Source organism: Bariatricus sp. HCP28S3_F11 (assembly GCF_052065395.1).
Classification (GTDB): Bacteria; Bacillota; Clostridia; order Lachnospirales; family Lachnospiraceae; genus Allocoprococcus.
The window spans coordinates 1-26594 of the sequence record NZ_JBQHUC010000001.1 but is presented as its reverse complement, the minus strand read 5'-3'; the positions used below and the strand labels follow the sequence as shown (position 1 = coordinate 26594).

General features: G+C 44.8%; 23 protein-coding genes. 4 read left to right on the top strand and 19 right to left on the bottom strand.

Annotated features, from left to right (window positions below; all coding sequences use genetic code 11):
* Positions 1 to 2: 2 nt before the first annotated feature.
* Both rpmI and infC read right to left on the bottom strand, forming a co-directional pair.
* On the bottom strand, positions 3 to 200 hold the full coding sequence (gene rpmI / locus ACTNBR_RS00115) for a 50S ribosomal protein L35 (RefSeq protein ID WP_427806457.1): 198 nt from the start codon (positions 198 to 200) through the stop codon (positions 3 to 5).
* Between the two features lie 33 nt (positions 201 to 233).
* Entirely contained in the window at positions 234 to 728 is a 495-nt protein-coding gene (gene infC / locus ACTNBR_RS00110; RefSeq protein ID WP_427806458.1) for a translation initiation factor IF-3, read from the bottom strand.
* Positions 729 to 1061: 333 nt separating this feature from the next.
* Between infC and ACTNBR_RS00105 the strand changes: the two genes are divergently transcribed.
* Complete coding sequence (locus tag ACTNBR_RS00105) at positions 1062 to 2417, top strand: sodium-dependent transporter (protein ID WP_427806460.1); 1356 nt, start codon at positions 1062 to 1064, stop codon at positions 2415 to 2417.
* 124 nt (positions 2418 to 2541) lie between these two features.
* Here the strand turns inward: ACTNBR_RS00105 and ACTNBR_RS00100 are convergent, their stop codons facing one another.
* From ACTNBR_RS00100 to ACTNBR_RS00075, 6 genes are all read right to left on the bottom strand, one after another.
* Positions 2542 to 3408 carry a DegV family protein gene (locus tag ACTNBR_RS00100; RefSeq protein WP_427806462.1) on the bottom strand — a complete coding sequence of 289 codons (867 nt, stop codon included), beginning with the start codon at positions 3406 to 3408 and terminating at the stop codon, positions 2542 to 2544.
* 19 nt (positions 3409 to 3427) lie between these two features.
* Entirely contained in the window at positions 3428 to 4798 is a 1371-nt protein-coding gene (locus ACTNBR_RS00095) for an MATE family efflux transporter (RefSeq protein WP_441015884.1), read from the bottom strand.
* Positions 4799 to 4920: 122 nt separating this feature from the next.
* Complete coding sequence (locus ACTNBR_RS00090) at positions 4921 to 6279, bottom strand: spore germination protein (protein ID WP_427806464.1); 1359 nt, start codon at positions 6277 to 6279, stop codon at positions 4921 to 4923.
* 68 nt (positions 6280 to 6347) lie between these two features.
* On the bottom strand, positions 6348 to 8258 hold the full coding sequence (locus ACTNBR_RS00085) for an NAD(+) synthase (RefSeq protein ID WP_427806465.1): 1911 nt from the start codon (positions 8256 to 8258) through the stop codon (positions 6348 to 6350).
* 10 nt (positions 8259 to 8268) lie between these two features.
* Complete coding sequence (gene hslO, locus ACTNBR_RS00080; RefSeq protein WP_427806466.1) at positions 8269 to 9147, bottom strand: Hsp33 family molecular chaperone HslO; 879 nt, start codon at positions 9145 to 9147, stop codon at positions 8269 to 8271.
* Between the two features lie 44 nt (positions 9148 to 9191).
* Positions 9192 to 9953 (bottom strand): class I SAM-dependent DNA methyltransferase, encoded by a 762-nt coding sequence (locus tag ACTNBR_RS00075; protein WP_427806467.1) that lies wholly within the window; start codon positions 9951 to 9953, stop codon positions 9192 to 9194.
* 539 nt (positions 9954 to 10492) lie between these two features.
* Between ACTNBR_RS00075 and ACTNBR_RS00070 the strand changes: the two genes are divergently transcribed.
* Together ACTNBR_RS00070 and ACTNBR_RS00065 are read left to right on the top strand one after the other, a co-directional pair.
* Positions 10493 to 11548 carry an MATE family efflux transporter gene (locus ACTNBR_RS00070; RefSeq protein WP_441015881.1) on the top strand — a complete coding sequence of 352 codons (1056 nt, stop codon included), beginning with the start codon at positions 10493 to 10495 and terminating at the stop codon, positions 11546 to 11548.
* A 4-nt stretch (positions 11549 to 11552) separates the two neighbouring features.
* Complete coding sequence (locus tag ACTNBR_RS00065; RefSeq protein ID WP_441015878.1) at positions 11553 to 12137, top strand: AAA family ATPase; 585 nt, start codon at positions 11553 to 11555, stop codon at positions 12135 to 12137.
* Between the two features lie 189 nt (positions 12138 to 12326).
* On the opposite strand, the gene ACTNBR_RS00060 is transcribed toward ACTNBR_RS00065, so the two are convergent.
* From ACTNBR_RS00060 to ACTNBR_RS00050, 3 genes are all read right to left on the bottom strand, one after another.
* Entirely contained in the window at positions 12327 to 12758 is a 432-nt protein-coding gene (locus ACTNBR_RS00060) for a MarR family winged helix-turn-helix transcriptional regulator (protein ID WP_441042650.1), read from the bottom strand.
* 149 nt (positions 12759 to 12907) lie between these two features.
* Positions 12908 to 15178, bottom strand: coding sequence for an AMP-binding protein (locus ACTNBR_RS00055; protein ID WP_427819108.1), 2271 nt, complete (start codon positions 15176 to 15178; stop codon positions 12908 to 12910).
* A gap of 319 nt (positions 15179 to 15497) precedes the next feature.
* Positions 15498 to 16067 carry a TetR family transcriptional regulator gene (locus ACTNBR_RS00050; protein ID WP_427806471.1) on the bottom strand — a complete coding sequence of 190 codons (570 nt, stop codon included), beginning with the start codon at positions 16065 to 16067 and terminating at the stop codon, positions 15498 to 15500.
* Positions 16068 to 16247: 180 nt separating this feature from the next.
* Between ACTNBR_RS00050 and ACTNBR_RS00045 the strand changes: the two genes are divergently transcribed.
* Positions 16248 to 17120, top strand: coding sequence for a DegV family protein (locus ACTNBR_RS00045; RefSeq protein ID WP_441015872.1), 873 nt, complete (start codon positions 16248 to 16250; stop codon positions 17118 to 17120).
* 47 nt (positions 17121 to 17167) lie between these two features.
* Here ACTNBR_RS00045 and ACTNBR_RS00040 read toward each other — a convergent pair whose 3' ends face one another.
* The 8 genes from ACTNBR_RS00040 to ACTNBR_RS00005 all read right to left on the bottom strand — a co-directional run bounded on the left by ACTNBR_RS00040 (position 17168) and on the right by ACTNBR_RS00005 (position 26279).
* Entirely contained in the window at positions 17168 to 17425 is a 258-nt protein-coding gene (locus ACTNBR_RS00040) for a P-type ATPase (RefSeq protein ID WP_427806473.1), read from the bottom strand.
* A gap of 113 nt (positions 17426 to 17538) precedes the next feature.
* Positions 17539 to 19941 carry a leucine--tRNA ligase gene (gene leuS, locus ACTNBR_RS00035; protein ID WP_441015869.1) on the bottom strand — a complete coding sequence of 801 codons (2403 nt, stop codon included), beginning with the start codon at positions 19939 to 19941 and terminating at the stop codon, positions 17539 to 17541.
* Positions 19942 to 20266: 325 nt separating this feature from the next.
* Positions 20267 to 20590 (bottom strand): hypothetical protein, encoded by a 324-nt coding sequence (locus ACTNBR_RS00030; protein WP_427806475.1) that lies wholly within the window; start codon positions 20588 to 20590, stop codon positions 20267 to 20269.
* Positions 20591 to 20742: 152 nt separating this feature from the next.
* Positions 20743 to 21753 carry a sensor histidine kinase gene (locus ACTNBR_RS00025; RefSeq protein WP_441015866.1) on the bottom strand — a complete coding sequence of 337 codons (1011 nt, stop codon included), beginning with the start codon at positions 21751 to 21753 and terminating at the stop codon, positions 20743 to 20745.
* Complete coding sequence (locus ACTNBR_RS00020; protein WP_441015863.1) at positions 21750 to 22427, bottom strand: response regulator transcription factor; 678 nt, start codon at positions 22425 to 22427, stop codon at positions 21750 to 21752. Before ACTNBR_RS00020 ends, ACTNBR_RS00025 begins: the two co-directional genes overlap by 4 nt.
* A gap of 18 nt (positions 22428 to 22445) precedes the next feature.
* A complete protein-coding gene (locus ACTNBR_RS00015; protein ID WP_441015860.1) occupies positions 22446 to 24533 on the bottom strand; it encodes an ABC transporter permease in 2088 nt (695 codons plus the stop codon).
* Complete coding sequence (locus tag ACTNBR_RS00010) at positions 24523 to 25290, bottom strand: ABC transporter ATP-binding protein (protein WP_427806480.1); 768 nt, start codon at positions 25288 to 25290, stop codon at positions 24523 to 24525. The genes ACTNBR_RS00015 and ACTNBR_RS00010 overlap by 11 nt, the downstream gene beginning before the upstream one ends.
* A 155-nt stretch (positions 25291 to 25445) precedes the next feature.
* Positions 25446 to 26279, bottom strand: coding sequence for a NifB/NifX family molybdenum-iron cluster-binding protein (locus ACTNBR_RS00005; protein ID WP_427806481.1), 834 nt, complete (start codon positions 26277 to 26279; stop codon positions 25446 to 25448).
* Between the last annotated feature and the right edge of the window lie 315 nt (positions 26280 to 26594).

Sequence of the window (26594 nt, the reverse complement as noted above, 5' to 3'; positions counted from 1 at the left end):
TCTTAGAGATATGGTAATACTTTCTTCATGTTCTTTACGTTAGTAGCATCTGTGATAGTTGACTGTCTAAGATTTCTTTTTCTCTTTGTAGATTTCTTAGTTAAGATATGGCTCTTGTAAGCTTTATTTCTTTTTAACTTACCTGTTGCAGTTTTTTTGAAGCGCTTTGCAGCTGCTCTATTTGTTTTAATTTTTGGCATGATGATTTCCTCCTTAATATAAAATGTTTATTTTTAACGTTTTTCAGTTAAAACCATGCTCAGACTTCTGCCTTCCAGTTTGGCCGGTTTTTCAACAACAGCAACATCTTTCAGCATATCTGCAAAATCATCAAGGATATGTTTACTCTGCTGCATATGGGCCATTTCTCTACCTCTGAAGCGAAGTGTAACTTTGACTTTATTACCTTTCAAAATGAACTTCTTCGCATTATTCATCTTGGTATTCATATCATTCGTATCAATATTCGGTGAAAGACGCACTTCTTTAACTTCGACAGTCCTTTGCTTTTTCTTTGCTTCTTTTTCTTTTCTCGCCTGTTCGTAGCGGTATTTACCATAATCGATGATCTTACATACAGGCGGCTTTGCTGTCGGAGCGATCTTAACCAGATCGAGTTCCGCTTCCTGTGCCAGCTTCATTGCTTCCTTTGCTGACATAATTCCTAATTGTTCCCCACTCTCGCTAACGACACGCACCTCTCTGTCGCGGATTTGTTCGTTGATCATTAAATCGCTAATTGTTGTGCACCTCCATAAATAAAAATAAGTGAATAGTTCTCAGACCATCCACTTCTCATTGCACAAAACACCCTTTCACGGTATACTGTCATCGATATCAAACCATTAGTCGCTCGATTGCGCTAAGGTGAGAGTGGACACTCTGCTTTCTTTTTCGCTTCACGCAAATATTAATCTAACACATTTCTTATCCCGTGTCAACAGTTATTTCTTTATTTTTGTTTGTTTATTAATTTCCTCAATATAACCATAAAATAATTGATTTATTTCCATCATCATGTCATAATCATACTAATTGCATATCATACAAGGAGGTTTTTCATGCAAACAAGAAGTAATTTTTCCAACAAACTGGGATTTGTTCTGGCCGCTGCCGGTTCTGCGGTAGGACTCGGCAACATCTGGCGTTTCCCATATCTGGCTGCCAAATATGGAGGAGGCAGCTTTCTTCTGGTCTATTTGATTCTTACAGTCACATTCGGCTTCACGCTCATGATCGCCGAGACTGCGCTTGGACGTAAGACCGGGCTGAGCGCCATCGGCGCATTTCAGGCACTTGACAGGCGTTTCGGATTTTTGGGGATCCTCGCTTCTATCGTGCCGGTCATTATTTTTCCTTATTATTCTGTCATCGGCGGATGGGTGACCAAATACCTTTTTACGTTTCTTTCCGGTGAGATAACGGCTGCTGCGGACAATAATTATTTTCCGGATTTTATCGGCGAAACCGGCGGTCCGATCGTGTGGTTCAGTATTTTTTTACTTGCGACCTCAGTTATCGTCATGCTGGGTGTCGAAAAAGGGATCGAGAAAGTGAGCAAAGTCATGATGCCTGTCCTCGTCATCCTGACACTGTTTATCGCAGTTTATTCCTGTACGATTGACGGTGCCATGGAAGGGGTCGCTTATTATCTGAAGCCGAGCCTGCAGCATTTTTCTGTCAAAGCAATCCTCGCTGCCATGGGACAGATGTTTTATTCTATGTCACTTGCTATGGGGATCATGGTCACTTATGGTTCTTATATGAAGAAAGAAAATCATCTGGAAAGTGCCGTCCGTCAGATTGAGATTTTTGACACGGGAATTGCTTTTCTGGCCGGACTGATGATCGTTCCGGCTGTGTTCGCTTTTTCCGGCGGTGACAGCTCTGCGCTCAGCGCCGGGCCGGGACTGATGTTCATCACGCTTCCGAAAGTATTTAACAGCATGCCTATGGGGCAATTGGTCGGAGCTGTTTTCTTCCTGCTGGTACTTTTAGCGGCACTCACATCTGCCATTTCCCTGATGGAAACGATCGTCTCCATTATCATGGACCGTTTTCATCTGAACCGTACCGCGTCCAGCCTGATCGTGACTGCTTTTTCCTTTGCGCTGGGCATTCCCTCCTCTCTGGGATTCGGCAGGCTGAAGCACATTTCCCTGGGTGGAATGTCGATCCTCGATATGATGGATTTCATAAGCAACAGTATTCTGATGCCGATTGTCGCAATTCTTACCTGTCTGTTCGTCGGTTTTATCATAAAACCGAAAACGATCGTCGACGAAGTGAAAGAAACAGATGGGACATTTAAATCCGAAAAAATGTTTTCGTTCATGATTAAATGGATTGCGCCATGGTTTCTGGCTGCAATTCTCGTAAGCTCGATTGCAAGTGCTCTGGGGATTTTCGCGCTGTAGATCCTGCACTTTAATTGCAACTCTTTCATGGAAACAGAAAAACGGATATTTTTCATTTTAGAAGAACAGAGGGGCGTAACCTGTCAGCAGGTCACGCCCCTTATTTTCATGATTCTTTCTAAATTTATCTCTTTTCTCCCATACAGAACACTGCCACCACGCCCGGGCCGGTATGGCTTCCGATCACGCTTCCGATGCAGTTGATCAGGATATTCTCGATCCCCATCTTCTCTCTGACCAGCTTTGCCACATACTGGGCATCCTCTTCGCAGTCGCCATGGGTGATCATGATGATATCATTCTCCCATCCTTTGGACTGCTCCACTGCCATGTTCACAATATGCTGAAGTGCTTTTTTGCGTCCCCGCTGTTTTCCGATCACCTGAAGCTCTCCGTTGTCATTCATATGAATGATCGGCTTGATCTGGATCATCGTTCCCATGATAGCCGCCGTTTTGGACACTCTTCCGCCTCTGTGAAGGTGGTTCAGGTCATCGATCGCGACATTATGGCAAATGTGCAGTTTGTTTTCTTCGGTCCATTTTGCCACTTCTTCCAGGCTCTTTCCGGCGCGCTTTAACTGGACTGCTTTATAAACCAGAAGTCCTTCTCCTAAGCAGGCGCACAAGGAATCCACCGTAATGATCTTACGCTCCGGGTATTCCTCCATCAGTTCTTCAGCAGCCATCCGGATACTGTTAAATGTTCCGCTGAGTGCAGAAGAAAATCCGATAAACAGAATGTCCTTTTCTTCCTTCACATACGGTTCCAGTGCTTTTTTTGCCTGCTCCGGATTCACCTGGGAAGTGGTCGGAAGAGAACCGGCTCTAATTTTGTCAAAGAATTCTTTTCCGCTGAGCCCGCTCATATCTTCATACGTAACGCCATCCATAATGTAGGACAACGGAATATAAGGCACCTGCAGCTCTTCTATCAGATACTCTTTTGGTAAATCTACCGTACTGTCTGTCATAATTATATATTCACTCATTTGAAACCCTCCTGTAATACTATCTTGTTTCATTTGTTTCCCAGTTCTTCAGGACTTTCCTGATTGTAATTGTAAAAAGAACGATCGTCGTAAGTACCGAAAGGATATCTGCCACCGGTTCTGCATAATATACGCCCATAACACCGAAAAACCGCGGCAGGATCATAGCCAGCGGGATCAAAAGGATCACTTTACGCAAAAGAGCGATAAACAATGAAGCTTTTGCCTGTCCCAGGGCGATAAATGTAGTTTGACATGCCATCTGTATCCCGAACAATGTCGTTCCGAGGAAATAGACCGGCATAACCTGATTGGTAACTGTAAGAAGCTCTTCTTTATTCGTAAAAAGCCCACTGAACACCTGCGGGTGCAGGATGGCAATCCCACTCATCACCAGTGTCACCGTCAGGCAGATCGTCACCATACGTTTAAAGGTGCCGAGTACCCGTTCTTTATTGCCTGCTCCATAATTATAGCTGATGATCGGCTGCATTCCCTGATTCAGTCCCTGTACCGGAACAGAGATCAGCTGCATGACACTGGTCAGGATCGACATGGAGCCCACATAAAGGTCACCTCCATAAATCTTCAGCCTGCTGTTCAGTGTAATCATCACCAGCGATTCGGTACTCTGCATGATAAAGGGCGAAATGCCGAGTGCCGCAATATGGCGGATCATTCTTCCGTCCAGCCGTACATAGTCTTTGCGAATGCGAACCACACTCTTTTTAGAAGTCAGGAATCTGACAACCCATACTGCGCTCGCCGCCTGTGAAAGGATTGTTGCAAATGCCGCACCCCTGACTCCCATTTTCAAAACGAAAATAAAAATCGGATCCAGGATAATATTGATCACTGCTCCGATGAGGACCGACAGCATCGCTGTCCTTGCATTCCCCTGTCCACTGATAAACGTATTCAGTCCCAGCGCAAACTGTACAAATATCGTTCCCAGAAGGTAAATGGTAATGTACTCGCTGGCATAAGTAATGGTATTTTCCGTCGCGCCGAACATATAAAGCACCGGCGTCTTCACGATCAGGAAAATAACCGTAAGCGCGATCGAGAACGTAATAAGAAGTGCCGTACAAGTCCCCAGAATCTTTTCTGCCTGCTCGTAATTCTTCTTGCCGAGTTCAATTGAAGCAAGCGGTGCACCTCCCATACCTGCAAATGCACTGAACGCCGAGATAATCATAATAATCGGGAACGTCACTCCCACACCTGTCAGCGCCATATCGCCGTACCCTTCAATATGACCAATGTAAATCCGGTCAATGATATTATAGAGTACATTAATCAGCTGGGCCGCAACCGCCGGAAGCGCGAGACTTACAATCAACCTTCCAAGCGGCTCCGTGCCCAGCCTTTCATCCTGTTTTTTCTCCATATTATAACCTGCTTTCTCATAATTTCAACAGATAGATTATAATATGCTTTTCCTTTTTTCACAAGCGTTCCCAGATCATCTTAAGATTCTTTTTACAGTTTTTGTAAAAAATAATCTCTCATTTAAGGTAGTTTGACATTCAAATAACTTTTTCCAGACAGTGTTTTATTGACACAGATACACCAGATTACGATCACGCATCCGATAACAAATCCAACCAGATTAAAGACTGCGGTCAGAATCAGAAGCAATAGACGCATGAATTTGAGTGCGTAACCCAGTTCAAAATTCGGCTGTGTGTAATTGGCAACGGAAACAAACGCCATGTAAAGCATCACTTCGGAGTTGAACCATCCTGATTGCACCGAAAACTCGCCCATAACAATACCTGCGATCACACTGAGCGGCGTACTTAACATGCTTGGCGTATTCAGCGCAGCGAGACGTAATCCGTCGATCGCCAGTTCCAGGATAAGGATCTGGTAAATCAGCGGGACATTGACCGTATCCCTTACAACGACGAAATCAAAAGCCTTCGGCACCCACTGAGGGTTCTGCATCAACAGAAGAAAAAGCGGCACCACGAAGATGGTCAGCACGGTGATGATCGCTCTGGAGACCTTCAAATAAATATTTGTAATGGGCGGGAAATAGTGATCATTCGCCTCCTCGATCATATCAAAGATCGAAGTCGGAACAACCAGCGCAGACGGCGAATTGTCAACCAGAAGAATAATCTTCCCCTCCAGAAGGCAGGCTGCAGCTGTGTCAGGACGCTCTGTAAATTTGAACTTCGGAAAAGGATTGAACCATTTCCTCTTGAACAGTGCTTCCGCCAGACTCTGCTGATTCATGCGAAGATCATCCACATGAATATCCGCAAGCTTCTTCCGGATATTCTGGAGCATTTCCTGATCCACCCGATCCGCCATGTAGCAAATCGCTACATCCGTTCGGGTGCTTTTGCCCACTTCAGACATTTCCATGATCAGATTCTCATCCCGGATCCTGCGCCGCATCAACGCTGTGTTGAACACGATCGTTTCCACGAATCCGTCTCTTGATCCACGCAGGGATTTGTCTTTCTCCGGCTCTTCCACGCTCCTGGCCGGATAGGTTCTGCAGTCGATCGCAACGCACGCCTCATAACCTTCAATAAAAAGACAGGTCACCCCCGACAGGATATTTTTCACGATCTCATCAAAATTTCCAAGGATGTCTACCTCCACATAAGGCACATTTTTCTCTGCAAATGCGGTTGCATCATCGGGCATATCTTCCGGCTTGATATGAAAAAATGAATCCATGATTTTCAGCATCGATTCATCTTTTGTAAAACCGTCAATAAAATAGAACGTTCCCTTCCGTCCTCCGATTTCCATATTCCGTTGTATGATGTCAAAGCTCTCCTGCACGGGAAGAATGCCAGATATCTTTCGGATATTATCCTCCAGTTTTTTACTTACCTCTAAATCTTCCATATTGAAATTCCTCCATATGGAATCATTCTTCCCGTCAGAAGGTGAAATTATACGATATTTTCTCTGTTTTACAGCCGCTCCAGATCCTTCATCCATACTGCGGCACAGGCGTCACTCGGCATACGCCAGTCTCCTCTCGGTGAAAGTGCCACCGTACCGATCTTCGGTCCGTCTGGAAGACAGGATCGTTTAAACTGCTGTGCAAAGAACCGTTTGTAGAACGTCTTCAGCCATTTCAGTATGATCTCGTCCTCATACACACCCGCAAAAGCCAGCTTTGCCAGCCGGTAAATCTTGGACGGTTCAAATCCGAATCGCAATACATAGTAGAGATAAAAATCATGCAGCTCATACGGACCCACCAGATCTTCCGTCTTCTGCGCGATCTCTCCGTCTTTCGGCGGCAGAAGTTCCGGGCTGACCGGTGTATCCAGCACATCCAGAAGCACTGCCTTTAATTCCTCATCCCGGCAGGTATCCGCATAATACTGTACCAGATGCCGCACGAGCGTCTTCGGCACAGAAGCGTTGACTCCGTACATGGACATATGATCGCCATTATAGGTAGCCCATCCGAGTGCCAGCTCCGACATGTCTCCGGTACCGATAACCATCCCCCATTCCTGATTGGCAATGTCCATCAGAACCTGGGTTCTCTCCCTTGCCTGAGAATTTTCATAGGTCACATCATGCACCTCTTCATCGTGCCCGATATCCCGGAAATGGGTCTGCACCGCATCCGCGATCCGCACTTCTTTTAATGTTGCTCCCAGCTTCACTGACATCCGGCATGCATTTTGATAAGTTCTGTCGGTCGTGCCAAAGCAGGGCATCGTCACCGCAATGATATCCTCCCTTTTCTTCCCCGCCATGTCAAATGCCTTGGCAGTCACCAGAAGTGCCAGCGTTGAATCCAATCCTCCGGAAATTCCCACAACTGCCGTTCTGGAATTGGTGTGTACAAGCCGCTTCTTCAGCCCCATCGCCTGGATCATCAGAATTTCCTCACAGCGCCGGTCTCTCTCAGACTGATTCTGCGGCACAAACGGCGCCGGAGAAAATTCTCTGGTGAGATCCGTCTCTTCCACCGGAATCGTAAATAGAATCCTTGGCAGGATCCGCTCTTCCTTCGTCAGGAAGGTAGTATTCTTTCTGCGCTCACTTAAAAGCCTGCAGATATCGATTTCACTTAGGATCATTTCATTCGCAAAACGTCTTGCTTCTTTTAAAATCGTTCCGTTTTCCGCGATGATATTGTGGCCGCCGAACACAACATCGGTCGTCGACTCACCATCCCCCGCATTGGCATAGACATACCCTGCGATCAGACGTGCGGACTGTCCTTTAATCAATTCCTCCCGGTAACTGTCCTTGCCGATGGTCTCATCACTTGCCGAACAGTTGACCAGGATCACCGCTCCTTCCCTTGCCGCATCAATACTCGGTGGAATCGGTGACCAGACGTCCTCACAGATTTCCGCGGATACAACAAGCTCCTTCATCTCCGCTGCCTGGTAAAGGATCTGCGGTCCGAACGGAATTTCTTTCCCACCAAACGAAATCATCCGTACTTTCTTTGGTCCCGGACGGAACTGACGCATCTCATAGAATTCTCCGTAGTTTGGAAGAAACGACTTAGTCGTAAATCCCAGGATTTCCCCGTTATTAAGCGCTGCAGCCACATTATAGAGCTCCCCGTCCACCGAAAGCGGCATTCCTACAAATACAAGACTGTTTCCTTCCTTCGTTTCTTTTGCAATGAACTGAATTGCTTTTTCAGATTCTTTTAGAAGAATATCCTGTGTAAACAGATCGCTGCAGGTATAACCGGTAAGGCAGAGCTCCGGAAATACAATGATCTTCGCACCTTCCTGCTCGGCCTCTTTAATCTTCCTGCGAACTTCCTCACAGTTATGCCACACATCCGCCACCCGGATATCCGGCGTCACTGCCGCCACTTTGATAAATCCATGCTTCATGTCTTTTCTCCTATCTCTTTGCGTGCTTCAGAATCTCCTTCAGTTCTTCCACACTGAACTTATATGCCGTGTTGCAGAAATGGCATTTTACCTCCACTTCTTTTCCTTCATCGATCATACTCTGAATGTCCTTTTTCCCGATGCTGATGATCGCCTTTTCAATTCGCTCATGCGAACAATTACAGAAGAAATTTGCCGGGATGGTATCGGTGATCTCGATGTCCAGCCCTTCAAGGACCCGTTCCAGCATCTGTTCCGGTGTATGGCCGTCATCCAGCATCTGTGTCACGGATGAGATTTTCTGAATATTTTCTTCCAGACGGCTGAGCACCTCATCTGTCACAAACGGCATCACCTGCACAATAAACCCACCGGCGCAGTGCACCGTATTGTCTTTGTTCATCAGCACACCAAGTCCTACGGAAGATGGCACCTGCTCACTGGTCGCAAAATAATAGGTCAGATCCTCCGCGATCTCGCTGGTCTGAAGGATTGTCTGACCCACATAGGGTTCCTTCATTCCCATATCTTTAATCACATTCAAAAGACCGATTCCCACCGCTCCGCCTACATCCAGCTTCCCGTTCTTCGGCGGCAGCATGGCATCCGGATTTTCCACAAATCCTTTCACATTCGCTTTTGCATCTGCGGTGACGGTGATGCCCCCAAGCGGCCCATCTCCCTTGATCTGCAGCGTCAGAACATCCGTGTCATTCTTCATCATACTTCCCATCATAGCGCCTGCCGTAAGAAGACGCCCAAGAGCAGCCGTTGCCACCGGGCTGGTATTATGGCGCCTTCTCGCCTCCTCGACCAGATTTCCCGTCGTCGCTGCGAATGCACGCACCTGCCCATCTCCTGCTGTTGCTCTTACAATATAATCCTTCATATTTTAACTCTCCTGTCTGTATATTTTTCCACAAAACCAGAAATTTATTTCTTGATTTTCCCTTTTTCTCTTGCAATCACATAGATTCTTTCGCTGTCTTCCTTCGGCGCTTCGCGGGTAAATGCGTCATAGGCCGTCACAAACTCCAACCCCGAATCTTTGATCATGCGTATCATCTCATCCAGTGTATAGCCTCTCTGAAAATGTGTCTCCTCGTATCTGCGGAACAGATTTTCTTTCTCACGGATAAAAATACTCAGCTCGTACTCATTGATCCGTTCTTCTTCATAGTAATAATTATCCCAGATGAAACTGCAGTCTTCGCGATTTTCAGCGATCGTCCGGTCTCCCAAAATCTCACGGTATTTATATAGCGTATTAAAATCAAAAATAAACACGCCGCCCGGGTCCAGATAATTATTTACCAGACGGAACACCTCCGTAAGATCTTCTTCCTCATCGATGTAATTCACCGAATCACAGACACTTACCACTGCGCGCACCGTGCCGTAAAGCTCGAATTCACGCATATCCTGCAGAAGATACAAGATATCATGGCCGGATTTTTCCCGCTTCTCCATCGCGATCTCCAGCATTTCCTCTGCATTATCCACGCCGATCATATCATACCCTTCCTTAGCCAGAAGCTCCGTCATATTTCCGGTCCCGCAGCCAAGATCAAGAACCAGACCGTCGTTCACACCGTACTCATTTAAAAGCCCTGTCAGGTATACCGCCCACTCTTCGTATGGAATATTGTCCATGAAGGTATCGTAAACGCGGGCAAAACTTGTATATGCATCCATAAATCTTATCTCCCGTCTAAATAGCCCTTTTCACTCCCTATATTGTATCCTTTGGAACGCACTTTGACAACCCAATTTTTTGCCGCATACGAAAGTCCTTGCAAAAATCTATTCACCGGCTATTTGCAGTCACACTCCTTTCTTTGCTCTTTCATATCCAGGATTCTCAGATAATGATTTGCCCCTCTCAGGATGTGTTCAATCAAAAGCGGATTATTCTTTTTTAATTTGCTTCCAAAATATTTGACTTGACATCTATTCCTAAAAACTGCTATCATGTTTTATGTCGTGTGGCCATAAAAGGTGTAAATCCAGATTGCTGGATTTACACCTTTTTTCTTTTGCGAAACTGTGATGCAACCGCGCACACCGGCCATACACATAATACAGGTTATGGCAGCTTTCCTAGTGGGCTGACACGTTGATATCTGATAAAACTCCGTAGAATCATTTCCCATCGTCAAGGAGCTTTGTCTAAATATCAATGCGTCAGTGTACTAATTAAAAAAAGTCTCCTAAAAAACACGAAGGAGGTTCATATGAACGAAGAACTATCTATGAACAAATTAGGAACGATGAAAATCAGCAAGCTGATGCTGTCAATGGGGATTCCAATGATACTTTCTATGATGCTCCAGGCGGTTTATAATATCGTTGACAGCGCTTTCGTTTCCAACATGCCCGTAAATGGAGAAATGGCACTAAACGCACTGACTCTTGCTTTCCCGGTGCAGATGCTGATGGTGGCAATCGGAATCGGCACCGGAGTCGGCACCAATGCCCTTCTTTCCAAAAGTATTGGGCAGGGTGATTACAAAAAGGCAAGCAAAGTAGCGGGAAATTCTCTGTTTCTGGGATTCGTCATTTATATTCTGTTTCTATTATTTGGAATTTTCGGCGTCGGCGTTTACGCTTCCAGTCAGACTTTGAATCCGGAAATCAAAGAAATCTATTCCATCGGTCTTCCGGCCATTATCGCGCAGGCGCTGATGTCTGTCATGACCTACGGAATGAACATTATTCTCGGAAGCATCAGCGAGTCTGCTGTTACAGCCTATGGTCTGTACTATAAAGTACAACAGTTTATTCTCTTTGCGGCCTTCGGTCTCAGAGATGCGATCACGCCGATCGTTTCTTTCAACCATGGTATGCGCAGTAAACGCCGTGTAAAAGAAGGGGTCAAATACGGAATGCTCTACACAATCTTGATCATGATCATCGGACTTGCAGCGATCGAGCTGCTCGCCGTACCGTTTTCATCCCTTTTCGGATTATCCGGAACCACACAGGATATCTGCATCAGCGCGATGAGAATCATCTCACTCAGTTTTATTTTCGCAGGAATGAACATCGCTTATCAGGGAATCTTCCAGGCCCTGGACAGTGGATTGGAATCCTTGATTATTTCTGTACTGAGACAATTTTTATTTGTATTGCCGGTTGCCTGGGTATTTTCCTTATTTGCAAGAGAATCACCCGATCTGATCTGGACCGTGTGGCTGACATTTATCATCGCCGAGACATTATCCTGCATCATCGCAACCGTTTTTATGAAAAGAATCAACCATAACGTCATTTCAAAACTGGAGGGATAAACCTATGAAAACGATCATCACAATCAGCCGCGAGTTCGGAAGCGGCGGGCGTTTCATCGGAGAAACGCTGGCAAAGGAACTGAATTTTACATTCTATGACAAGAATATCATCGAACAGGTGGCAAAAGAAACTGGATTTTCCAAAGAATACATCGCCGAGCGCGGGGAATATGCTCCGACCCACAACCGTTTTTCTTATGCATTCGTTGGAAGAAATGCACAAGGCGGCTCTGTAGATGATTATATTTACCAGAAACAGCGCAATATTATCCGCAATATTGCAGAAAAAGGAAACTGTGTCATCGTCGGAAGATGTGCCGACTATATCTTACAGGACAGAACCGACGTGCTGAATGTATTTATCCACGGAAATGAAGAAGAAAAATGCCAGCGAATCATGAAACTCTATGAGAAATCAAGAAAAGAAGCGCTTGCCATGATGAAGGATACGGACAAGAAAAGATCGATCAACTACGCCTACCATACAGAGCAAAAATGGGGAGAGACACGCAACTATGCCTTATGCATGAACAGCAGTATCCTCGGATATGAAACCTGTATGGAACTCATAAAAAAAAGTATGGAATAAATCCATACTCCTGCACATCCCAGATCGCCTCCAAGCGCCAAAAGCGCGAACATCGCAGTTCCGCCCTTCGGAAGCGCCGCGGATGCTTTGCTGAAGGTTCCGGGCCAAATCATAAATCGGTCCAGATTGATGCGGTCACTGTCTTATTATATTGATTTTTCATACTGTGCTTCATCTTTTCCTCTGCTTTTACAAAAGATTCTCGATATTTTTCCTGATCTTCTCAGAAACTTGCCGGAAAACTCTCAATTCTTCCTCCGAGATTCCTTCCAGAATCTTCTGGTTCATCTCCTCTCTTCTTTTCGTCAGCTCAACCACGATCTCTCTGGCAGAATCCGAAATCTTATAATGAACATATCGCCGGTCATTCGTATCCGGAATCGCAATGATATAACGGCGCCTGCAGAGGCTGTCGACCGCCTGGGAAATGTGGCCTCTGTTCATCAGCAGCTGCTGATGAATGTCGGTAGAAGTATCATGCATCCCACTATGAGAGAGAAAATATAAAATTTCCAGTTCCGCCTTTTTCATATCATATTTCTGACGCAGTTCAAGGCTCTGCTCTTCCATCAGCTTCTTAAACTGCCCGCCTTTCAGAATCATCTCCATTTGAACATCCATTTTATCACCTGCTCCTATCCAAAATATTCCTACCAGAATTTTAGCACATTCTTTCCAATCCGTCATGGGTAAAATACATAATCCGTTGCTTAGATTACAAAAGGAACAGTGTCAAAACACTGTTCCCTCTAAACAACTTCCTATATTTATTAATTATTCCACAATTTTTCAATCTTCGGAACAGCCAAATACATCTGTGCCGCGATATTAGTTGTCGCTTTCACACCCTGAACCTGCGGTACCACATAGTAGCAATAACGTGCTCCGTTTTCCACTTCATCATCAAGATAAAGATTGTCATCTTTAATCACTGCAATTCTGGCAAAATTACTTTCCCCGAATTTCTTACGATAAATGCGATACTCGCTTGCCCCATTCACTTTAGTCCATGAAACTTCAATACCATCCACTGCATTCTTCAAATCAATTGAAGTATGAATGATGGACTCGGTCTCTGACCATGCTGAATAGTAGGTTGTAGAGCCGGCAGAATTGAAAGCACGGACTCTGACATAGTAACGGTCTCCCTTCTTCAGTCCGCCAATCACTTCCTGAAGCTTCTGAGTAGACGGAACATCGATGGATTTGCTTCCGTTAAACGCACTGTTTGTACTGTAGCAGATCTGATATCCGGAAGCCATCTCGTTCTCTGTCCATACAACCTTCATTTTTCCGGTTCCTTTTTCTGCCAGTCTTGCAACGATGGCTGCCGTTAATTCTTTTCTGTTTGTTTTAAAATGGAAATATGGTCTTTCCTTGATCACTGTGATATCAGCCGGGTATTCGTATTCTTCCAGTGTTGCGAGGATTGCCGGTCTTACTTCTTCTAATGTCTTGCCTTCATCCAGTTCAACGAATAAATATGGTACAAAATATCCCTCATGATCCTGATCCGGAACTAAACAGAAGAAAGCATCCTTCACACCTTCTGCCTCAACCACACGGCTCTCCATTCTCATCACGAACAGATGTCCACCGCCAAAACGTTCCGTAAACCCACGGCCGAGAACGTGAACAATACCCTGCTCTGTGATATATCCGATATCACCTGTGTGCAGCCAGATTTCACCGTCCGGATGGGCAATCAGTGTACGATCTGTCATTTCCTCACCCATATAGCCGCTGTATCCTAGCATCTTTGTCGGACCATTCATGCACAGTTCTCCGATTTCTCCATATCCCTTCTCTTCCAGGGTCTCTGAATCGAAGATTGCTAAGGTGGTTGCGGGCATCGGCATACCTACACATCCGTCTTTCAGCGGGAACATCGGGTTCGGAAGTGTAAAGCAGGAACCACCTTCACTCTGACCGTAACCGGCACTTAACGTAGCCATACAATTATGTCTGTGGAAGAAGTCTTCAACTTCACGACATTTTCTCTCGTTCATAGCTTCTGCGCCCGGTCCGATCGTTCTCAGATGTGACATATCATAATCATCCGGAATTCTGGTGCTCTTCATCATAATCTCGCACATCATCGGAATCAGTGCCCAGTAGTTCGGTTTTAATTCCATAAACCGGATATCAATATCATTGACCGGACAGAACGGATCCAGATTCACTCTAAGTCCTGCGGACAGCGGGAATACTCCCATGGCTACAGTTACCGCTACCAGAGCCGGTGTCAGAATCGGAATCCACCATGTCTCCTGTACCTCTGTTGGCGGAAGGAAGATTGACATCTGGAACGCAACAGCCACGATATTAGCTCCCGAATGAATAACCAGTTTTGAAATTCCCGTAGATCCACTGGTATATGCTCCGAATAATGGCCTGTTCGGATTCACGGATGCCGCAAAATCTCCGATATAGTTTCTTCCCAGATTCATGAATTCATCCCATGTAAGATCACCTTCACTTGATCCTGTCTCTGCAGAATAACGGGATTCAATTTCCTTCATGATATAATCCGGTATACAATTCTTATCCGCATATTCAAAAGGTGAAACCTTGATCATACGTGTCATAGGTGTCGTTGCTCTGAATAGCTTCTCGTCTTCTTTTGATGTATAGTCATGAACAAAAGCTGTGGATGCTTTTGATTTACGTATTGCAAAACACAGTTCCTCAGGAGTATCATCACGGCAGATCATGGTCGCCCCGATTTTTTCTGCTGCCAGAAGCAGGATAAAATGCGATGGTACTGCCTGTAAGAAAACAGGAATTCTGTCTCCCTCATCAAATCCCAGCACTTTTAATGCCTTAGCGGCAATTTCAACCTCCTGCCAAAATTCTTTCCACGTTATCTTCGTGCCATAATATTCAAATGCGTATTTGTTCTCATCCGGGTTTTTCATTTTCAAAAATGCTTCTACTGTCATTTTCGGTACTTTCAAATCCCGAAGTTCTTCCGGATAGTATTTCAGCCAAGGCTTATCTACACTTGCTTTCCCTGTTAATCCTGTTGTTTCTAAATTCATTTCCTTACCCACTCTTTCGTACTTTCATTTAACCAGAATATCAATATCAGTAAATCGGAAATTCAATTTGAACTCATCGCTTTACCACACTTTCATATCTTCATCAGATTATAAAATCGTATTCACGCCATATATACAAGATCTTCTGATTTCAAATCCAAAACAAAGAATACTCCGAAAGTATACGCCCCAATAATTTCTTTGTCAATAAAGCGAACCGCTTTGTCAATGTGAATCACATTTTTTCACAAATGTAAAATACCCTGTCACATTGATTCCAAGCATTCAACATTTTGTTATTGCAAGCGCATTCTCTACTCTATACTGTATGCTCTTCTATAGGAAATGAACAATTCTTTTTTTTCATGAATATACCGCAGATGGTGCAGAACGTCGCTGTAATTTCACTCTCATCTTCTTTTGCTCCGTTCTGAAGCCAAACGATTGAAGTATTAAATAAGGCTCCTATAAACATATAAAGATAATATTTGTCCATCGAACTGTTTGGCATGTTTCCCGCTATCTCTTCATGGAACCGGTTCAATTTTTCCAGCAGAATCGATCCATAGCCAAACTCACATAGATCCAGCACAAATTCACCGTATTTTTTAAAGCAAGCGAAACTCCTGCAGATATTCTGCTCCGTATAATAATCCGGTCCGCTCCAGTCAATCTCACTGCGATACTCTTCCAGAACATCATCGATCAGCTTCACAAGTACGTCCTCCTTGGAATCATAGTTCCGGTAAAATGAGACCCGGGCCACACCGGCAGTCTGTATCAGCTCTGTAATAGAAATATTCGAAAAACTTTTCTTGTGCATTAAATCAAACAGTGACTTTGTAATATTATCCTTCACACGCATATTTGCTTCTTTTCGTTTATCCATATCTACTCCCACTTCTACCCTGCAATTCCGTCAAAAATCATTACAGTGAATCAACATGTTACAATTTTCTTCATTTTGTATCACTCTTATCCCTTGTTGAATCATTCCAGATGTGATACAGTTGTTTCATATTATTTTATCTATATAATTTGATTTGTCAATAGCAAGGAGAAACTACTTATGAAAACAGCAATCGTAACAGATACCAACAGTGGAATCACGGTAGAAGAAGGCAGACAATCCGATATTTTTGTTCTTCCCATGCCTGTCATTATAGAAGAACACTGTTATTTGGAAGGAGTCGATATCACAAATGAAGATTTATACCAGGCAATGACGGCTGACAAGAATCTTTCTTCCTCACAGCCCTCACCGGGAGATGTCATGGATCTCTGGAACCGTGTATTAGAAAGCGGATACGATGAGATCGTCCACATTCCCATGTCAAGCGGACTCAGCGGTTCCTGCCAGACAGCGAAACAGCTCGCTCTTGACTATGATTCCAAAGTCCAGGTCGTAGACAACCATCGGATTTCTGTCACCTTAATGGAATCCGTCTATGATGCAAAATTCCTTGCCGACCAGGGAAAATCTGCAGTAGAAATCAGAAAGTATCTGGAAGAAACTGCCTATCAGGCAAGCATTTTCCTGACTGTAAATTCGCTGAAATACCTAAAAAAAAGCGGAAGAATCACATCCTCCGCTGCCGCCATTGCCAATATTCTCAATATCAAACCTCTGCTTACCATACAGGGCGAAAAACTGGATCTCTTTGCCAAAGTAAGAGGAAGCAGGCAAAGTGAAAAGAAGCTGATCGAGGCACTGAAAGCGGACATCGCATCCCGTTTCCTGGATGTTCCGTCAGACAGACTCCAGATCGCGACTGCCGGAACTTTTGAAAAGGAAGAAGACGCAAAACGTTGGGTAGACCTGGTACAATCCGCATTTCCGGATCATCCGGTCTACTATTCACCTCTGTCCTGCAGTATTGCCTGCCATGTCGGAATCAATGCCGCCGGGCTAGGAGCCATTGTGACTGCAAAGCGTAAATAGCGCTTGCAGCCACAGAAATACATTACATTTTCTTAAGCATTCCCTCATTATATTGTGTTGAAATCTTTTGTTTCCCCGGATTTGATGATCACACCGTGCTTTGTCGCCTGACCGATTGCTGCCATGGGAGCCTTCTTCTCCTCCGCTTCCTGCACCATATGTATCATTTTCTGCAAAGAACTATCCTGTCCCACCTCCGTTGCGCGGATGTCAATGGTACCGAACCGATTGATCGTCCCACAGATAACTGCTTCTCCTATCCCTTTATCAACGGGAATCAGAGTCTCGAAGAGAGACTTGCTCATATTCTATATCATTTACGAGAGAACCGCCTGAATCTAACAAGCGTGAACAATAAAGAATTCCAAGTTTAAAAAGAGACCGTGATCCAAGTGATCCGGCCTCTCTTTCTGTTTTATTATTTTGCAACAAAGTTAACAATCTTATTCGGTACATAAATCTCTTTCACAAGATTCTTTCCTTCCAGGAAAGAAGCAATTCTGGAATCCGCCTTTGCAATCGCAAACGCCTCTTCCTTGTCACAGTCTGTCGGAATGACGATGGTTCCTCTGACCTTACCATTTACCTGAACACCGATTTCGATGGTCTTGGCAACGGTTTTTCCCTCATCATATTCCGGCCACGGAGAAACAGTGACAAATCCTTCTCCACCCAAGAACTCCCAGATTTCCTCGCAAAGATGCGGAGCAAACGGGCTCAGCAGCTTGATAAAGATGATCAGATCATCCTTACTCAAATGTCCTTCTGCCGTGATATCGTTGATCAAGGTCATCAGACTCGCGATGGCCGTATTAAATTTCAAGCTCTCAATATCAGAAGATACCTTCTTGATCGTACGATGGATCTTCATTTCCAGCTCATCGGAAACCGGTTCATCGGAAACCAGATCTGTCAGACCCGCAACACGGTCAAGGAACTTCTTACAGCCCTTTACGGAGCTGTCATTCCACGGTGTGGCTGCCCCATAATCTCCCATGAAAAGCACATAGGTACGAAGCGTATCTGCACCATACTCCTCAACAATATCCAGAGGATCGACTACATTTCCTTTGGATTTACTCATCTTATCACCATCCGGTCCTAGGATCAGTCCCTGAATGGATCGCTTTGCATACGGCTCCGGTGTGTTGACTACTCCGATATCATACAGGAAATGGTGCCAGAATCTGGAATAGATCATATGTCTGGTCACATGTTCCATACCACCGTTATACCAGTCAACCGGCATCCAGTATTTCAGCTTGTCCATATCTGCCAGTGCATTTTCATTATGCGGGTCAATATATCTCAGGAAATACCAGGATGATCCTGCCCACTGAGGCATGGTGTCTGTCTCACGTTTCGCTGCTGCGCCGCATTTCGGACAGGTGCAGTTTACAAAGGAATCGATCTTGGCAAGCGGTGACTGTCCGTCTTCACCCGGTTCGAAATCTTTCACTCTCGGCAGACGGAGCGGAAGTTCTTCATAAGGAACTGCCACAACACCACAGTTCGGACAATGAATCAGCGGAATTGGCTCTCCCCAGTATCTCTGACGGTTGAATGCCCAGTCTTTCATCTTATACTGGACACCAGCCTCGCCCACGCCGGTCTTCTCCAGCTCTTCCAGCATGCGCTCGATGGAATCATGCTTATTGGTATATCCGTTCAGGAATCCGGAGTTCACCATCTCGCCGTCACCCGTATAAGCTTCTTTGGAAATGTCTCCGCCTTTAATTACTTCAATAATATCAATATCAAATTTCTTTGCGAAATCATAGTCTCTCTGATCGTGTGCCGGCACTGCCATGATCGCTCCGGTACCGTAGCCCATCATTACATAGTCTGCAATGTAGATCGGAATCTTTTTACCGTTGATCGGATTGATTGCTTCCAGTCCCTGGATTCTTACACCCGTTTTATCCTTCACAAGCTGGGTTCTTTCAAACTCCGTCTTCTTCGCACATTCATTGCGGTATGCAATGATTTCATCCATATTGGTCACTTTATCGCAATACTGATCAATAATCGGATGTTCCGGCGCAATAACCATAAAGGTAACACCGAAGAGCGTGTCCGGTCTGGTCGTATAGATTCTTAACTTCTCGTCCAATCCATCAATTGCAAAATCCACGAACGCACCCTTTGACTTGCCGATCCAGTTGATCTGCTGCTGCTTTACATTTTCCGGATAGTCCACATCATTCAGACCTTCCAGAAGCTTGTCCGCATATTCGGTGATTCTCAGATACCATACGTCCTTGGATTTCTGAACCACATCGCTGTGGCAGATATCACATTTGCCGCCCTGGCTGTCTTCGTTGGAAAGAACAACCTTGCAGTGCGGACAATAGTTTACCAGCGTTCTGTCTCTGAACACAAGACCATTTTCAAACATTTTCAGGAAGATCCACTGAGTCCACTTATAATAATCCTCATCCGTCGTATCGATCACACGGCTCCAGTCAAAAGAAAATCCTACTTTCTTCAGCTGGTTCGTGAATTTTTTAATATTTTCATCTGTAATCACACGCGGATGTGTGCCTGTCTTAACCGCATAGTTTTCCGTCGGCAGACCAAATGCATCAAATCCGATCGGGAAAAGTACGTTGTACCCCTCCATACGGCGCTTTCTGCTGATTACCTCAAGACTTGAGTATGCCTTAATATGTCCGACATGCATACCGGCACCGCTCGGGTACGGGAATTCTACCAGTCCGTAAAACTTTGGTTTATCACTGTTGTCCTGAGCTTCGAAGATCTTGCTCTCTTCCCACCGCTCCTGCCACTTGGGCTCTATCCTTTTAAAATTGTATCTCATCTTTGCGCTTCCTCCACAAACATTATCTCTAAAGGTTTATTTTAATTCAATGACAACGGTTTGTCAATGTTATTTCGCCAGTATAAGGAAGCAGTAAATGCTAGCTACTATGCGAAAAGTAACCGAAAATCCGAACGCCGCAATCAACCAGTGGTGTAGTAAATGCTAGCTACTATGCGAAAAGTAACCGAGTCCGCTCACTGCATACTCATCCGTCATATAATCTCCTATTTCATTTACTGGATTTATGATTTCAACAAATCTGCAAGATAGAATTCATCTTTCTGGTGTTTTCCTTTTAATTGCTTATATCGTTTAATTGTATCTACAAGCAATTCAATGCGTTCTCCGTAGTAATCACGATAAAACGCTGTACTGTTATCATAATGTTTACGATTATATACAATATTTTCTTTGCTAAATTAAGTGTTGCAGATTTCTTATTAACCGTCTTATCTTTAAATAAACTGATTATGTTTTCAACCAATGTTTTATGGAAATGATTTTCTACTTCATCTATCAAAAGGTCAAATCCATTCTCCAAAGCTGCAACTACAAAGATATAAAGAAGGACACCTTTTGTTGTACCGCCGGAAAGCATATAAACCAGTTCCGAGTCAGAAAGTTCTTTCACATAATCTTGGTACACAAGTCAATGTCCTAAAGATAACTTATCATTTTATGGTAAATTTCCAATTCATAAGGCTCCCCATTGCGCAGATCCGTCTTCTTTTCTGTATATTGAAACGAACCAGGTATCCTCCTCTTCTAATACATATCTGTCCCCAATACTGCTCAAATCTACTTCACTTTTGGAAAAGCAATCGAAATCGTCACCCCTTCTCCCCACCGGGATTCAGCCTCTATTTTCAGGTTCAGATCATCTGCCATCTTTTTTGTCAAATACAGCCCCATACCGGTAGCTTTCTTCCGGCTGTCGGTAGAATCCCCTGTAAAGCCCTTCTGAAAAATATAGGGCAGGTCATAATTCTTAACCCCAATACCGTTATCAGCTATGGTCAAAATATCCGTCTCGCCGGTGTGCTTCAGGGACACAGTGAGTTTCGGCTCAGCTCCACTGTATTTGATGGAGTTACTGATGATCTGGCCAATCATGAATTGAAATCCCCGTCGGTCAGTATAGACGGTTTCGTCTTGTAATCTGTTTTCAATGAGAAACTGCTTTTCCTCCAGCAAAGGTGCATAATCTTCAAGAACCTCTTCTATGGCATCTCTAAGTTCCACAGTCTCAAACCGATAATCTTTCGTGCTGCTCCCAAGCCGGGCGTAGTAGAGCATCTGGGTAATATCCTCCTGAAGCTGACTTCGCACATAGTCCAATTTGGCGTGCAGAGGAGGCGGGATCTCATCGGCCCGGTTATCCAAAATCATAGTAAGCAAAGAAAGCGGTGTTTTGGCTTCATGCGCCCACCCCTCCACGTATTCCTCATAATCCCGGAGGGCTTCCTCAGTCTCCTGAATCCGGCTTTGCTTTTTCTCCAGAACAGAGACCAGAACCCGAAGCTGTTCCCGCTCCTGCTGACTCACTGCACATAGAAGTTTTTCCGTGTTCACCTCGTCCGGTTCCATTAGAAAAGCTCGAAAAATCGCACGTTTATGCTGCTCTTTGAAATAAACGTACAGAACGATTACTGAAAACAAAACAAGGCTTGCCAGTGCAATCGTCACGACAAGGCTTGCGAATGCCTGTGCACTGGAAAGCCATAGGAGCAGAGAAGAAAAAGAATCAATAATGAGCAGTAAAATGAGCCACGGGGCATATCGTTTTAACGTATTCCAGAACTGTTTCACGGTGTATCCTCCCTTTCCAGCCGGTAGCCCAATCCACGGACAGCCACGACTTTCTGCTTCATGCCCAAATTCGCCATCGTCTTTTTCAGACGGGTCAAATTGACCTGCAGAGCATTTTCATCAATGAACTCCGTCGTATCCCAGAGTGCCCTGCATAGCTGCTTCGAAGTCACTAATTGATTTCCACCCGCAAGCAATGCTTCCAGAAGCTTACCCTGATTTCTGGGAAGGATCACGGAAGTGTTATTGATGTACAACGTGTAAGTTCCCCGATCCAACAAGAATCCCTGCCCTTCCAGAAGATTGGAACGGCCTTCGAATCGTTTGAGAATGTTGGCGATTCTGGCCAACAGCCGCTCTTTGCGGCAGGGCTTTGTCAAATATTCATCCGCCCCAAGACGGAGCGCCTGCAATTCATCGGACATCTGGTCCCGGGAAGTCAAGACCAGAACCGGAATGGATGTTTTCTGCTTGAGGTCCCAGCAAATCTGGAATCCACTGATCTCCGGCAGATTAAGATCCAGGATAACAAGATCAGGAGCGAGGGCTGTCAGCTGCTCTGCGGCATTTTCAAATACAGTCACTTCCAAAGCAGAATATCCTGCCTTCTCCAGCATATTGCAAAGCTCTTCCCGTGTATAAACTTCATCTTCTACAACAGCGATTTTCTTCATGACAGTCCTCCTTCCCGGCTATTCTTCTCTCTGCGGCTGCATGAGCGTCAGCAAATATCGGTCACTGGAACGCTTAATTATAGTTACATAGATGTATTCTACCACACAAAGCAGTAAAATCATAGCGGAAGACACCAGAAGCATTTCCCACTCTGCTCCATTTGTTCCGGATGAAAGAAGTCCCGCAAAGAGAGCCTTGACTCCAAAGATACTGCTGATTGCAGCGACAAAGACGGGAAGTCCCATAAACCAGTTGATCTGTTTCCGGGCAGATAGACAAATATCTTTATAAGTAGCGCCCAGATGCACCAGCGTCTGATATCTGCGTCCTGTCTTCTGCTGATTCATCAGGAACTGAACCCCCATAATGGTATTGGCAACCACCAGAAAGATAATGGCAAGATAGATGGTAATGTAGCTGGCCGCAACCATATAAAAAAGCTGACGTCCGATATTTTGCAGAAAGCTTTCATACTCAATCCCCATATCTTCAAGGCAAAGTTCATCCAACCGTACGTTCATATCAGAAATCGCAGTCATCAGGCTTCCGGACTTTCCTGCTTCCCGTTTCAAAATGCCATTGATATAAACCTCATATTCTCCATTTGTATATTGTAAAAACTGCTCATCAGGCAGAATCAGTGCAAACGATAAAGTAATCGACCTGTCGGTCACCAGATCCACCGACTGACTCTTGCCGGTCAGATAAACAGAATTACCATTCAGCAGAGTCTCCGGATGTTCGGAAAGAATACGGTTGAGTATATCCATTCTGCTCTCAGTCGTAAAATCATAATCCTGATACACGGCAGCCTCATTTTCCTCCAGTACCAGAGCAGGCTTACCGGCGGCCTCCAACAGACGGTTGTAATCTGACAAACAGATCAAATACGGATAATCAACATAGCCCAGATTGTTCAACAGGACATCCCGATCCTCGGATTGTGTGAAACCTTCCAAAGACTCCATAACAGAATCCATTTGAAACACATGATTGCCATTCTCCCCATTCCGTACGTTGCCGATCCGCATTTCAAAGAGCTGGGAAAATTGACTTTCAAGATCATTTTCCTTCAGCACAGTCTTCAGATGAGAAAGGGCATCCTGTGAACTCTCTGCACCATAATCCTGAAATGTATAATCCATCACATGCTCCTCCGCCTGCCGGCTGGTACCGGCAATACCGATGCCGGCGCCAAAACAGCACAATGCTGCCAGAATCAGCAGCGAACTGATGGCCATGGAGGTAGACTGATGCATGACATTTTCCTGAATCTGGCGGAATGAAAATACATGAAGTTTTCGATTTGCTTTTCCCGCCTTTACCAGTAAGGCGATCAATGCCCGCATTCCATAGAACAGAAAAATCGTTCCCAAGAGCCCGAGAAGCAGGGTCAGGAGCATTTTATCCGGGGCATACCATGCAATTCCCTGAATCGCCATGGCATAGGCGGCAGCCAGCATGATCACGCCTGAAACGGTACAAGTCCCATAGACAAATGCCGGCCTTTGCTTTTTTTCTTTTTCGGAGAAAGAAGCCAGAAGCGTGCCGATCTCCTGCCGACTGATTTTCCCACTGAGGATCAGAAACGCCGCCAGCTTGATAACGAGGAATCCTGTAACGGTAAAGCAAACAGCTGACAGTGAAAATGTAAACTGATGGCCGATGATACCCATCCCCACAAGCTTGGCTGTAACCAGACTGATCAGTTCCGAAAGCAGCACCGCAATCGGAAGTCCGATCACCAGAGCCAGAATACTGCTCAAAAGATCCTCCGCAAGAAGCATGATAAAGAGCTTACTTCTCCGCATTCCCATCATCAGATAGACACCAAACTCTTTTCTGCGGCGCTCCAGCTGATATTTACAGGCAAAATAAATCAGAAAAAACAGAATTCCCAACGTCATCCCATAGAAAACCGGAATCATCAGCAACAATTTATTTACCGCATCACTTTCCATTTTCGCAAGAAAGACCATCACATCCTGTTTGGAGAGCGAAAGGATGATATAAAAAGCAACAATGGAAATAATCAATGAACCGAAAAACAGCCCGTTTTTTTTGCGGTTGCGTTTACTATTTCTTAGAATTAAATTAGAGAACATTTAAGCTGCCTCCTCCCAATTGAGCCATGACTTTCAGAATTCTCTGGTAGAAATCCTGCTGGCTTTCATCGCCGCGGCGAAGCTCATGGAAAATCACCCCGTCCTGAATGAACAGGATTCGTTTGCAAAAGCTGGCTGCGTTGGAATCATGGGTCACCATCAGAATCGTGGCCTCTTCATCCCGGTTTAATCCGGAAAGCTTTTCCATGATATTCTTCGCATTCTTACTGTCCAGTGCGCCAGTCGGTTCATCCGCAAGAATCAGTTTCGGGTGGAGAATCATGGCTCTAGCCGCCGCCACTCTCTGACGCTGTCCACCGGACATCTGTGCGGGAAATTTATCCAGTACATCTGTAATTTCCAGATATTCCGCAAGCTGCTCCAGACGTAGAGAACTCTCCTTTTCTGTCACATCATGCAGGGAAGTCGGCAGTAAGACATTTTCCCGGCCAGTCAGATTATCCAGCAATTCAAAATTCTGAAACAGATAGCCCACTGTTTTCCCCCGGTATTGTGCCAGTTCCTTACCGCCAAGTGACTGCAGATTCCTGCCCTCCATCACGATACTGCCGCCGGTAGGCTTGATCACCGTCGCAATACAGTTAAGCAGTGTGGACTTTCCGGAGCCACTGCTGCCCATGATCCCCAGAAATTCTCCGGGCATCACCTGAAAAGTGATTCCGTCCAGCGCCCTGGTCTGGTTCGGCACATTGCCGTAGGTCTTGGTTAAGTTTTCAATATTCAAAATCGGTTCCATAAGAATTACCTCCTGTTGTTTTCTGGCTTCATGATAACATAGGCTGCCAGAAAATAACACTTACAGTCAATGTAAGGTTATCAGGCTTCCGATACTTTTACACAAAAAAGACAGGCCGATCCCGCAATTTGGGACCAGTCTGTCGATTCTCATCCTTATTTTACTTCAACCAGTTCAATCCTGAAGTTCAGTTCTTTTCCTGCCATTTCATGATTTGCATCAAGAGTAATTGTCTTTTCATCTTTCTCTACTACTTTTACCGGGAATGGCTGTCCCATTGCATTTGACAGATAAACCTGCTGACCAACTGTAAGATCTTCTGATCCCTGCAGCTGCTCAATCTCAAATGTCATAATTGCATTCGGATCCGGCATGCCATATGCTTCTTCCGGCATAAGATGGATATCTACAACCTGTCCTACTTCCATATCAACGACTGCTGCATCAAATCCTTTGATCATCATGCCTGCTCCACAGATAAATTCCAATGGTTCTCCACGATCATAGGAAGAATCAAACTGAGCACCATCGTTGAATGTACCTTTATAATGTACTTTACAGATCTTTCCTGCATTTTTTCCTTCAAGCATAACCCGATGACCGCCGCAGCCTCCGCAGCTTCCGCAATTGCCGCCACAGGAATGTTCTTCTTCATGGTCGTGATGATCGCAATTCACTCCTGTAGAAATCAGTTCGCCTTTTAAATATGCTTCAACAGCTTCATCCGTATTTCCCTCTGCGCCTGATACTACTTCAATTCCTGCTTCATCAAGTGCTTCCTGTGCACCTTCTCCAATACCGCCACAGATCAGGACATGAATTCCTGCTTCTGCCAAAAGTCCTGCAAGTGCGCCATGACCGGTACCATTTGAAGCGATGATTTCACTGGAAACAACCTTTTCCGCTTCTACTTCATATACTTTAAAATTTTCTGTTTTTCCAAAATGCTGAAATACATTCCCGTTATCGTAAGTTACCGCAATTTTCATTTTCAATACCTCCAGTATTTTTTTACATCCTGATTCATCCTATCACAAATCCCGGGATTTCTCTACCGCAAAATGAACTTTCTTTGTTAATATTCCATTTTTCTTGTGTTTTTTCTATTACACTATAATCAAAATGATTTGATCCGTTGAAAAATGCTTACACATTCAGGTAAATGATTTGAAAACGCATCCATATGTTGCTATAATTCTTAAGGAAAGTATCAGATTCAGAGCAGATAATAAAAGAGCAGTTCTGGAAAAAATAGAACTGCTCTGAATGTGATTCTTTCTTATTGTACCAAGTCGCGGACGTTT

Bases quoted from the DNA above. Each gene is read 5' to 3' on its own strand.
- rpmI (WP_427806457.1), bottom strand. From the start codon at position 200: ATGCCAAAAATTAAAACAAATAGAGCAGCTGCAAAGCGCTTCAAAAAA.
- infC (WP_427806458.1), bottom strand. From the start codon at position 728: ATGATCAACGAACAAATCCGCGACAGAGAGGTGCGTGTCGTTAGCGAG.
- ACTNBR_RS00105 (WP_427806460.1), top strand. From the start codon at position 1,062: ATGCAAACAAGAAGTAATTTTTCCAACAAACTGGGATTTGTTCTGGCC.
- ACTNBR_RS00100 (WP_427806462.1), bottom strand. From the start codon at position 3,408: ATGAGTGAATATATAATTATGACAGACAGTACGGTAGATTTACCAAAA.
- ACTNBR_RS00095 (WP_441015884.1), bottom strand. From the start codon at position 4,798: ATGGAGAAAAAACAGGATGAAAGGCTGGGCACGGAGCCGCTTGGAAGG.
- ACTNBR_RS00090 (WP_427806464.1), bottom strand. From the start codon at position 6,279: ATGGAAGATTTAGAGGTAAGTAAAAAACTGGAGGATAATATCCGAAAG.
- ACTNBR_RS00085 (WP_427806465.1), bottom strand. From the start codon at position 8,258: ATGAAGCATGGATTTATCAAAGTGGCGGCAGTGACGCCGGATATCCGG.
- hslO (WP_427806466.1), bottom strand. From the start codon at position 9,147: ATGAAGGATTATATTGTAAGAGCAACAGCAGGAGATGGGCAGGTGCGT.
- ACTNBR_RS00075 (WP_427806467.1), bottom strand. From the start codon at position 9,953: ATGGATGCATATACAAGTTTTGCCCGCGTTTACGATACCTTCATGGAC.
- ACTNBR_RS00070 (WP_441015881.1), top strand. From the start codon at position 10,493: ATGAACGAAGAACTATCTATGAACAAATTAGGAACGATGAAAATCAGC.
- ACTNBR_RS00065 (WP_441015878.1), top strand. From the start codon at position 11,553: ATGAAAACGATCATCACAATCAGCCGCGAGTTCGGAAGCGGCGGGCGT.
- ACTNBR_RS00060 (WP_441042650.1), bottom strand. From the start codon at position 12,758: ATGGATGTTCAAATGGAGATGATTCTGAAAGGCGGGCAGTTTAAGAAG.
- ACTNBR_RS00055 (WP_427819108.1), bottom strand. From the start codon at position 15,178: ATGAATTTAGAAACAACAGGATTAACAGGGAAAGCAAGTGTAGATAAG.
- ACTNBR_RS00050 (WP_427806471.1), bottom strand. From the start codon at position 16,067: ATGGATAAACGAAAAGAAGCAAATATGCGTGTGAAGGATAATATTACA.
- ACTNBR_RS00045 (WP_441015872.1), top strand. From the start codon at position 16,248: ATGAAAACAGCAATCGTAACAGATACCAACAGTGGAATCACGGTAGAA.
- ACTNBR_RS00040 (WP_427806473.1), bottom strand. From the start codon at position 17,425: ATGAGCAAGTCTCTCTTCGAGACTCTGATTCCCGTTGATAAAGGGATA.
- leuS (WP_441015869.1), bottom strand. From the start codon at position 19,941: ATGAGATACAATTTTAAAAGGATAGAGCCCAAGTGGCAGGAGCGGTGG.
- ACTNBR_RS00020 (WP_441015863.1), bottom strand. From the start codon at position 22,427: ATGAAGAAAATCGCTGTTGTAGAAGATGAAGTTTATACACGGGAAGAG.
- ACTNBR_RS00015 (WP_441015860.1), bottom strand. From the start codon at position 24,533: ATGTTCTCTAATTTAATTCTAAGAAATAGTAAACGCAACCGCAAAAAA.
- ACTNBR_RS00010 (WP_427806480.1), bottom strand. From the start codon at position 25,290: ATGGAACCGATTTTGAATATTGAAAACTTAACCAAGACCTACGGCAAT.
- ACTNBR_RS00005 (WP_427806481.1), bottom strand. From the start codon at position 26,279: ATGAAAATTGCGGTAACTTACGATAACGGGAATGTATTTCAGCATTTT.